Origin of the sequence: Methylobacterium sp. B1 (assembly GCF_000333255.1) — a bacterium.
Classification (GTDB): Bacteria; Pseudomonadota; Alphaproteobacteria; order Rhizobiales; family Beijerinckiaceae; genus Methylobacterium; species Methylobacterium fujisawaense.
In genome coordinates this window covers 1-9,184 of record NZ_BACT01001058.1, presented here as the reverse complement: position 1 = coordinate 9,184, position 9,184 = coordinate 1, and the positions used below count along the sequence as shown (strand labels likewise).

Sequence of the window (9,184 nt, the reverse complement as noted above, 5' to 3'; positions counted from 1 at the left end):
CGCACCGCCTGCCCGGAGTTTTTTTCCGATGCCGCTGCCCATGCGCGGTTGTCGGCCATCATGACCCGCGCGGGCGCCATCGCCGATGCGAGCTTCCTGTGGTGGTCGCTGCGCCCCTCGATCAAGTTCCCGACGCTGGAATGCGCATCGCCGATGCCTGCACGCGGCTCGACGATTCGCTCTGCGTCGCCGCCCTGTTCCGCTGCCTCGTGCGCCTGTGCGTGCGCCGGCCCGACCTCCATGCCGATCTCGACGGCGTCTCGCGGGCGCTGGCCTCCGAGAACCTCTGGCGCGCCCAGCACAGCGGCGTGGCCGCGGCGCTGATCGACGAGGCGCGGGGCGACGCCGTCCCGTTCCCGGAGGCGCTGGAGGCGGTGCTCGCCCTCGTGGCCGAGGATGCGGACGCCCTCGGCTGTGCAGCGGACGTGGCCCGGGCCCGGTCGATCGTGGCCGATGGGACCAGCGCGGACGGGCAGATCGCGGCTTTCGAGGCCGCGCTGGCCGAGGGGAAGGACGAGCGCGCCGCGCTGGCGGCGGCGGTGGACTGGATCGCCGACGCGGCGCGGTAGAGCGGGTCCCGTCCGCCCGCCGCATCCTGAGGTGCGGGAATGCAACGCAGGCCTCGACGGGGACCCCCGCCCGGCCGCGGCTGGATCAGCCCTTGTCGAAGGGGTTCTGCGAGGTCCGCAAGCTCAGGCGGATCGGCGTGCCCGGCAGGTCGAAGGCCTCGCGCAGGCCGTTCACGAGGTAGCGCGTGTAGGATTTCGGCAGGGCGTTGAGCTGGTTGCCGAACAGCGCGAAATGCGGCGGCCGGCTCTTCACCTGCGTGGCGTAGCGGATCTTGATCCGCCGGCCCGACACCGCCGGCGGCGGGTTGCGGGACGTCGCCTCGTTCAGCCAGTCGTTGATGCGCGAGGTCGAGATCCGCCGGTCCCAGACCTCGGAGGCCTGCACCACCGCCTGCATCAGCTTGTCGACGCCGTCGCCGGCCAGCCCCGAGAGCGGCACGACCGCGACGCCGCGCACCTGCGGCAGCAGCCGGGTGCAATCCTCGCGCAGCTGCTTCAGCAGGCCCGGCTGGTCGGCCACGAGGTCCCACTTGTTGAGGCCGATTACCAGGGCGCGGCCCTCGCTCTCGACGAGGTCGACGATGGTGAGATCCTGCTTCTCGAAAGGGATCGTGGCATCGAGGAGCACCACCACCACCTCGGCGAAGCGCACGGCGCGCAACCCGTCCGAGACCGCGAGCTTCTCCAGCTTGTCGTCGATCCGGGCGCGGCGGCGCATTCCGGCGGTGTCGTGCAGCTTGATCCGCCGCCCGCGCCATTCCCAATCGAGGGAGATCGAGTCGCGGGTGATGCCGGCCTCGGGGCCGACGAGCAGCCGGTCCTCGCCGAGCATGCGGTTGATCAGCGTCGACTTGCCGGCATTCGGGCGACCGACAATGGCGACCTTGAGAGACCGGCCGCCAGGGGCGTCCGCGTCGTCCTCCTCGTCCTCGTCCTCGTCGCGCTGGGGCAGGGCGCCCTTGAGCGCCTCGTGCAGCTCGCCCAGGCCCTCGCCATGCTCGGCGGAGAATGGGATCGGGTCGCCGAGCCCGAGGGTGAAGGCCTCGTAGGCCCCGGCGAGGCCGGCCCCGCCCTCGGCCTTGTTGGCGATCAGGATCACCGGGCAGCCGGCCCGGCGCACCAGTTCGGCGAAGGGCTGGTCGGCCGGCAGCACGCCGGCGCGGGCGTCGATCACGAACAGCACCACGTCGGCGGCGAGGATCGCCGCCTCGGTCTGCATCCGCATCCGGCCCGTGAGGGTCGCGGCGTCGGCCTCCTCCAGGCCGGCGGTGTCGATCACCCGGAACTGGAGGCCGCCGAAGGTGACGTCGCCCTCGCGCCGGTCGCGGGTGACGCCCGGGCGGTCGTCGACCAGCGCGAGCTTCTTGCCCACGAGGCGGTTGAACAGGGTCGACTTGCCGACGTTCGGCCTCCCGACGATCGCGACGGTCGGCATATCCATGGTGGTTCTCGAAACAGTCCGAACAGAAATCAGCGCGTGATCGGCGGGGGCGGGGCAGCGGGCTCGGGCTTGGCCTCGGTCACCGTCACGGGGCCGCCCGCGACGATCGCCGCGTAGACCTCGATCCGATCCCGCAGGTTCCGCGGGGTATCAGGATCGGCCACGATCTGGTCGAACCAGCGTCCGGCCTCCTCGTAATCGCCCTTCTTCAAGGCGGCGAGGCCCAGCATCTCCCGGGCGGTGTGGCGGAACGGGGTGCCGGCGGCCAGGCCCTGGAGGTTGGCCAGCGCCGGATCCGGGTTCGGCCCGTCGAGGCGCAGCAGGGCCGCGCGCAGGCGCGCGAGGTCGCGCAGGCCGTCGCCCAGGCCGGTATCGTCGGCGAGCTTGTCGAACTCCGCGGCGCCTGCCGCGGCGTCGCGCTTGCCGGTCTCGGCCGCCGCCCGGAACCGGGCGAGCAGGCGGTAGCCCGCCGGGCCCTGCGCCTCCAGGGCGTCGAAGGCCTTGTCGGCCTCCGCGACCTTGCCGTCCTTGGCGAGGCGGTTGGCGTCGTCGAACTGCACCGAGGCCACCTCGGCCGCCGCGCGCTGCTGGGCCTGCCAGTAGCGCCAGCCCGCGACGCCCGCCACCACGAGCACGGCGAGCGCGATGATCACGCCGCTGTAGCGCTTCCAGATCTGGAGGATCCGGTCGCGGCGGTAATCCTCGTCGACCTCGCGAAGGAACTCGTTGTTCTCGGCCATTCTATCCCGGCCCGCATGATTTCAGCGGACCACCTCGTCTCGTTCGGGCCCCGCGCCTAACACACGGGCGCGGGGTTGGCGACAGGCAGTGTCTCAGGCGGTGCCCGGCCAGACCGGCACGCCGATCACCGGATAGTGCAAATAGCGGGCGAAAACGAACCACGCGGCCGTCCCGATCACCAGAGCCAGGATGTCGTTGCGCCAGCCCTGCGGGGCCACCGCCGGCCCGCCATGCTGAGCCGCGACCGCCCCCGGGGCGAGAGCCCGGCGCTTGGCGCTGATCCGCGCCGCCACCGCCCAGGCGAGGAAGCCGCCGAACAGCAGCATCGAGCCGAGATCGCCGTTGGCCAGGAGATGCGCGGTGGCCCAGATCTTCACGGCGAGCAGCATCGGGTGCTTGGCCTTGGCGCGGATATGGCCCGGCAGGTAGGCGGCGGCGAGGCACACGAAGGCGAGCCAGACCAGCGTCAGGGCGAGGTGGCGCGTCCAGACCGGCGGATCCCAGACCGGGATGTAGCCGGCGAGGCGGTAATCGTGGAAGCCGATGCCGATCAGCACCAGCCCGAGCAGCGACAGGGCGATGTAGCCGAGCTTGTAGCGGCCCTCGCCGATCCGGTCGACGATCGCGGCGCGCCGGGTGCGGGCCATCGAGAAGGCATGCGTGCCGAGAAACAGCACCAGCCCGAGGATCAGGAGAACCATAGGAGACTTTCAGTCGGGCCGCACGGCCGGCGGCAAGCACTCTGTAATGGTTCTCAAGCGAATCTCCGCCTGTTTGTCCAGGCGCGGCCGGGACGCAGCCGGATGGCGACCATGGGCTGGGCGGATCGGGTGTCCGGGATGCGACGCGGCGGTGCCACGCTGCGATCGCGCGGGTTTGAGCAGCCGGCGCCGCGCAGTCTCCCTCCCTCCTCTGCGGGGGAGGGCGGCACGGCCGTCAGCCCGGGTCGGGCGAGGGGAGCCCCGTTTCCGGAGGGATCGCCACCTGCGCTGAAGCCCGCACCGTCGCGCCGCCGCGCTCCCCGCCCGCTTCGCAGAAAACCCTCCCCCGCAGAGGGGTGTGGGAGGGCGGTGCGCCTTGGGCGCGTGGCGCTGCTGGTCCTGATCCCCTTCGCAACCCCCGCCTCCGCCGATCCCCCGCTCTCGGCCCTGACCCTGGTCGGGCCGCCGACGGAGATCTTCAAGGCCGGCCGCGATGCCTGCGACGGCGCCGACGTCCCCGACGCGCCGGCCCGCGCCTTCCGCGACGCCGCGGGCGCGGTGGCGCTCTACGGGATGCATTACCGCAACCGGGCGCTGCGCGGCCCGGATCTCGGCCAGCTCAAGCTCGACTGCACGGTGGTGCTCGATTCGGGTGAGAAATCCGATCCTGCGGCCTACGACGACCGCTCCTGGATCACCGCCATCTGGACCGAGGACGGCGCCCGCGTGGCCGCACTCCTCCACCACGAGTACCAGGCCAACGAGCATCCGGGCCGCTGTCCGGCGGCCACCTACATGGCCTGCTGGTACAACACGATCACGGCCGCCGCCTCGACGGATGGCGGCCGCAGCTTCAAGCGGCAGAGTCCGCCCGTGGTGGTCGCCGGAGCCCCATTCCGGCAGGAGAGCGACCAGGGCCGCCACCGCGGCTTCTTCAATCCGTCGAACATCGTCGCGGACGGGAGATGGCGGTACTTCCTCGCCTCGACCACCGGCTGGACCCGGCCCGGCAGCGACCAGGAATCCGGGATCTGCCTGTTCCGCAGCGACGATCCGGCCGATCCGACGCGCTGGCGCGCCTGGACCGGCACCGGTTTCACCGCCGCCTTCCCGGACCCCTACCGCGCCGCCCGCCCGAACACGGCGACCTGCCGGCCGGTCGGGCCGTTCCCGGGCCCGGTCGGAGCCGTCGTCCGGCACCGCGGCTCGGGCGCCTGGATCGCCGTGTTCATGGCCAAGGCGGCCGAGGGTTTCCCGCAATCCGGCTTCTACTGGACCACCTCCCGCGACCTGATCACCTGGGACAGCCCGCGCCTGCTCCTCGCGGGCGCAACCCTCTACGACGACCCGTGCGCGGCCACGGCGCCGCTCATCGCCTATCCGTCGCTGCTCGATCCGGACGCGCGGGGCCGCAATTTCGACGATGTCGGAGACCGGGCGCTGCTCACTTACGCGCGCCTGCGCACGGAGGGCTGCACGATCACCTCCGACCGGGACCTGCTGCGCCGCCCGGTGGCGATCCACGTCTGGCCCTGATCGCGCTTGACCGGGATGCGGCCGCCGCGCCACTCAGGGCCTGAGAGGTTCGCATGGACGCGCAAGCCGATACGCCGATTCGCGATGCCGCCGCGCTGCGCGGGCAGTTCGGGCCCGTCGGACCGCTCGCCGCCCGCAAGGTGCTCGACCACATCGACGATTACGGCCGCCGCTTCATCGCTCTCGCGCCGTTCCTGGTGGTGGCGAGCGCGGACAAGGCCGGCCATGTCGACGCCAGTCCCCGGGGCGATGCGCCGGGCTTCGTCGCCGTTGCGGATTCCCGGACCCTGGTGATCCCGGACCGGCGCGGCAACAACCGCATCGACACGTTCCTCAATCTGCTCGAGAGCCCGGGCGTCGGGCTGATCTTCCTCGTGCCGGGGATCGACGAGACCTTCCGGGTGAACGGCACCGCCGCGCTGACGCAGGACGCCGCGCTGCTCGAGCCCATGCGCGCCCAGGGCAAGGTGCCGGCCGCCGGGCTCGTCGTGCAGGTGCGCGAGGCGTTTTTCCATTGCGGCAAGGCGATGATCCGCTCCGGGCTCTGGGATCCGGCGCGTCATGTCGCGCGCGACACCTTCCCGAGCCTGGGACGCATCCTGTCCGATCAGACTGCGGCCGCCGACGTGGCGGAGGCCGAGGCCACCATCGCCGACGCCTATCGGACACGGCTCTACTGACCGGATTGGCCGAGGGCTCGTGCGTCGGATGCGACGGAGCGCACCGGCTGGCCGATCCGCTGGCAGACCACTGTGCCGAGCGTCACGCTCAGCATCAGGGCGGTGCCCGAGAGCAGCATCGTCGTTGCCCGGGCATAGGCACGGCCGACATGGATCAGCAGGCAGCCGGATGCGAAGATCGCGAAGGCCGGGAGCAGATGCTGCACGGGCGACGTCCTCTCTGGCTGCGGACGGACTGTCCGGGGTGCGGGGACCGAGGACCATCGTCAGCGCGCGGCGTGAAAACGCGGTTAATGTCGCGTATAGCTGTCGTCGGAGTGGACCGCCCGGAGAGGATCCCGCATGCCGCATTCGAGGGTTCCGGAGGCCGAGATCGGGACGGTCGGGACGGCGTCGGCCGACCCCCGCGACACGGCGCTTCTGGGCGCAGGTGCCATCGGCGCCGGGACGGTCGGGGCGTCAGCGCTGGGTGCGCTGGCCCTCGGGGCCGCGGCGCTCGGCGTCGTCGCGGTGGGCGCCTTCGTGATCGGACGCCTTTCGGTGGGGCGGGCCCGGGTCGGCTCCCTGGAGATCGGCGCGCTGGAGATCGACACGCTCACGGTGCGGTCTCTGCGGATGCCCGACCGGGATCCGGGTTGAGACACGGTATGAGTCTCCGGGCGGCCCATCGGCGCCGCGCGGATAGCGAGGAGGGGAGCGATGACCGATCGGAAGCCGCCCTTTCGGCCCGCGGATGCGGTCGATGTCCTCGGTGAGGTCGAGGGTGATTTCGTCCTGCCGCTCTGCCTGCCGGGATCCAACCTGCTGATCGGCGAGGATCTCGCCATGCTGGTCCTCAGCACGATCCACGGGCAGCGGGTCGGCCTGCCGCTCAGCCCCCAGGGCGTGGCCGACCTTCACACGGTCCTGGGCGAGGCCCTGCGGCTGCTGCAGGCGCGCGAGCGCGGGCCGGTGCAGTAGCTTCGGCCCGTCGCCGGGGCGGCGAAAGGCTTCGTTGAGGCGGCCGGGATAGACAGGTCCCGGACCCTCTCCGTGGCGGCCGATGCGCGCTCCGTTGCTTCTCCTGCTGCTGACCTGCGCGGCCCCCGCGCAGGCCCGGCCCGCGACCTTTCTGGCGGTGCATGCGCTCGGCATGGCGTCCCTGCCGCCGGTTCCCCCGGTTGCCGCGCCGGCGCCGGCCGTCGCCGATGCGCGAGCCCGCTTCCTGCCGCTCATCGCCCGCGAGGCCGCCGGCACCGGCCTGCCGCTCGCGGTCGCTGACGCCGTCGCGCGGATCGAGAGCGGCTACGATCCCACCGTGGTCGGCAGCGTCGGCGAGGTCGGTCTGATGCAGGTCCGGCCCACCACCGCGGCGATGCTCGGCTTCCGGGGCACCGTCGCCGAGCTGGCGGCCCCGGAGATCAACGTTCGCTACGGCGTACGCTATCTCGCCGAAGCCTGGCGCCGGGCCGACGGCGACCTCTGCCGCGCCCTTATGAAGTACCGGGCGGGACACGGGTCGGAGGTGATCTCGCCCCTGTCGCAGCTCTACTGCGCCCGCGCCCAGGCGATCCTGGCCGATCCCGAAGCGCGCCTCGTCCGGGCGAGCGCCCGCCCAGCCGTCCCGTTCCGCCTCGCCGACAAGCAGACGCGACCCGTCCACCGGACACGCGTGGTCGCCGAGCCGACGCCGCCGCTCTCGTTCTGGGAGGCGCACCGCGCGCGGATCGCCCGGCTCAACGCCGCTGTGCTGGCGCGCTGGCGGGCCCGCGGCGTGACGGCCGCCCCCACAGGCCATCCCTCCGGCGAGCCGGCGGGCGGGTAGGGCGGATCAGTCCTCGGCCCCGTCCGACCGCGCCCCCCGGGCGACCTCGCGCATGGCGGCATCCGGCAACGGGCGCTGGAGCCGGAGCGCCTCCGCGGTGGGCGCCTCGAGCCAGGTCGCCCATTCCTCCGGTTGCGTGAGCAGCACCGGCATCGCCTTGGGATGGACCGGCCCGACGACGCCGTTCGCCTCCGTGGTCAGGAAGGCGAACAGCCGGTGCTCCGCGGCGACCCGGTCCGGGTTCTCGCGCTTCGTCCCCCGTACGCCCGTCCAGGGCCGCCAGATCCCCGCGAAGGCGAAGAGCGGCCGATCCTCGTCGAGGGCGAACCAGACCGGCGTCTTGCGCGGCTTGGTGTCGGCGTACTCGCTGAAGGCGGTGACCGGCACGAGGCAGCGATGGGCGACCCCGAGCCAGGGTCGCCAGTGCGGGCTCGCGACGTTGCGCACGTTGGTGATCGGATGCTCGCCGAACGCCTTCGGCCCCGGCATGCCCCAGCGCATCATCGCGAGGTCCCGTCCGGCGGTGCCGTTCAGGACCACCGGCGCCAGCTGGTCGGGAAAGATAGCCGGCAACGGCGGAAGGTTTCCGGTGCGGTCCTCCGCGATCGCGAAGGCCCGGCGCAGATCCGCGGGGCCGGTCCGCAGGCTGTAGAGGTTGCACATGGGCGTCCCGGACGGTTGGTGGGCACGGCGCCGGCTCTACACGCTTCCGGGATGCCGCGCCCAGCCGGGCCTACGGGGATACGCCCCAGCCGATCGGCGGCCGGAGCGCGCCGCCTCAGTTCAGGTGGAACACCACCTTCACGCAGCCGTCCTTCTTGTCGCGGAAGGCCTTGTAGAGGTCCGGCCCGTCCGCGAGGTCGTGCGAACGGTGGGTGATCAGGGAGGTCATGTCGATCTTTCCCGCCTGGATCAGCTTGGTCAGCGGCTCGAGATAGCGCTTCACATGGGTCTGGCCGCTCTTGAGGGTCAGGCCCTTCTGGACGATCGAGCCCATGTTGACCGGGATCGGTCCGCCATAGACGCCGGGCACCGAGACGATCCCACAGGGCCGGACCGCCTTGATGGCTTCGGCCAGCGCGTAGGGCCGCTCGGTGGCGGTCAGCTTCTCCTGGACGGCGGAGAGCACGCCGGTGAGGCCGCCATGGCCGGCACTCGCCTCCATGCCGACGCAGTCGATCACGCCGTCGGCACCCTGGCCCTTGGTGATCTCCTTGATTCGCTCGAACACGTCCTCGTTCATGAAGTCGATGATGTCGGTGGCGCCGGCCTTCCGGGCGAGGGCGATGCGCTCGGGCACGGTCTCGATGGCGATGATCCGCTCGGCCCCCATGATCTTCGCCGACTGGATCGCGAAGATGCCGACCGGGCCGGCGCCCCAGACCGCGATCGTCTCGCCGCCCTGGATCTCGCAATGCTCCGCGCCCTGCCAGCCGGTGGGCAGGATGTCGGTGAGGAACAGGACGGATTCGTCGTCCATGCCCTCCGGCACCTTCATGGGCGCGACGTCGGCCATCGGCACACGGACATACTCGGCCTGGCCACCGGCATAGCCGCCGGTCAGGTGCGAGTATCCGAACAGGCCGGCCGTCGTGTAGCCGAACTGCGCGGCCGCCATCTCGGCGTTGCGGTTGGAGCGCTCGCAGACCGAGTAATTGCCGAGCTTGCACTGGCGGCATGCGCCGCAGTTGATGACTCTAGAGGTTCCCCGG

At 71.9% G+C, this 9,184-nt stretch carries 11 protein-coding genes and 1 pseudogene; 6 read left to right on the top strand and 6 right to left on the bottom strand.

Going from position 1 to position 9,184, the window contains the following annotated elements; all coding sequences use genetic code 11:
* Positions 1-569, top strand: a pseudogene (locus I53_RS29420) (glutamate-cysteine ligase family protein); the annotation flags it as partial.
* Positions 570-654: 85 nt separating this feature from the next.
* On the opposite strand, the gene der reads toward I53_RS29420, so the two are convergent.
* The 3 genes from der to I53_RS29405 all read right to left on the bottom strand — a co-directional run bounded on the left by der (position 655) and on the right by I53_RS29405 (position 3,452).
* The gene (gene der, locus I53_RS29415; protein ID WP_043357773.1) at positions 655-2,010 is read right to left on the bottom strand and encodes a ribosome biogenesis GTPase Der; all 1,356 of its coding nucleotides are present in this window, start codon (positions 2,008-2,010) and stop codon (positions 655-657) included.
* A 29-nt stretch (positions 2,011-2,039) separates the two neighbouring features.
* Entirely contained in the window at positions 2,040-2,750 is a 711-nt protein-coding gene (locus I53_RS29410) for a tetratricopeptide repeat protein (RefSeq protein WP_043357771.1), read from the bottom strand.
* Positions 2,751-2,843: 93 nt separating this feature from the next.
* Positions 2,844-3,452, bottom strand: coding sequence for an NnrU family protein (locus I53_RS29405; protein WP_043357769.1), 609 nt, complete (start codon positions 3,450-3,452; stop codon positions 2,844-2,846).
* 369 nt (positions 3,453-3,821) lie between these two features.
* Here I53_RS29405 and I53_RS29400 point away from each other — a divergent pair, with 369 nt between their 5' ends.
* Together I53_RS29400 and I53_RS29395 are read left to right on the top strand one after the other, a co-directional pair.
* Positions 3,822-4,988, top strand: a complete 1,167-nt coding sequence (locus tag I53_RS29400; RefSeq protein WP_043357767.1) for a hypothetical protein — start codon at positions 3,822-3,824, stop codon at positions 4,986-4,988.
* A gap of 53 nt (positions 4,989-5,041) precedes the next feature.
* Positions 5,042-5,668 (top strand): MSMEG_1061 family FMN-dependent PPOX-type flavoprotein, encoded by a 627-nt coding sequence (locus I53_RS29395; RefSeq protein ID WP_043357765.1) that lies wholly within the window; start codon positions 5,042-5,044, stop codon positions 5,666-5,668.
* On the opposite strand, the gene I53_RS29390 is transcribed toward I53_RS29395, so the two are convergent.
* Positions 5,662-5,874, bottom strand: a complete 213-nt coding sequence (locus I53_RS29390) for a hypothetical protein (protein ID WP_043357763.1) — start codon at positions 5,872-5,874, stop codon at positions 5,662-5,664. The genes I53_RS29395 and I53_RS29390 overlap by 7 nt on opposite strands.
* A 136-nt stretch (positions 5,875-6,010) precedes the next feature.
* On the opposite strand from I53_RS29390, the gene I53_RS29385 reads away from it, so the two are divergent.
* The 3 genes from I53_RS29385 (at position 6,011) to I53_RS29375 (ending at position 7,472) form a co-directional block, all read left to right on the top strand.
* The gene (locus I53_RS29385; protein WP_051045121.1) at positions 6,011-6,307 is read left to right on the top strand and encodes a hypothetical protein; all 297 of its coding nucleotides are present in this window, start codon (positions 6,011-6,013) and stop codon (positions 6,305-6,307) included.
* 60 nt (positions 6,308-6,367) lie between these two features.
* A complete protein-coding gene (locus I53_RS29380) occupies positions 6,368-6,628 on the top strand; it encodes a hypothetical protein (protein ID WP_043357761.1) in 261 nt (86 codons plus the stop codon).
* Positions 6,629-6,710: 82 nt separating this feature from the next.
* Complete coding sequence (locus I53_RS29375; protein WP_043357759.1) at positions 6,711-7,472, top strand: lytic transglycosylase domain-containing protein; 762 nt, start codon at positions 6,711-6,713, stop codon at positions 7,470-7,472.
* Between the two features lie 6 nt (positions 7,473-7,478).
* On the opposite strand, the gene I53_RS29370 is transcribed toward I53_RS29375, so the two are convergent.
* Entirely contained in the window at positions 7,479-8,135 is a 657-nt protein-coding gene (locus tag I53_RS29370) for an SOS response-associated peptidase (RefSeq protein WP_043357758.1), read from the bottom strand.
* 115 nt (positions 8,136-8,250) lie between these two features.
* Positions 8,251-9,184, bottom strand: a 934-nt coding sequence (locus I53_RS29365) for a zinc-binding dehydrogenase (protein ID WP_043357775.1), incomplete at its 5' end; no start/stop codon positions are given.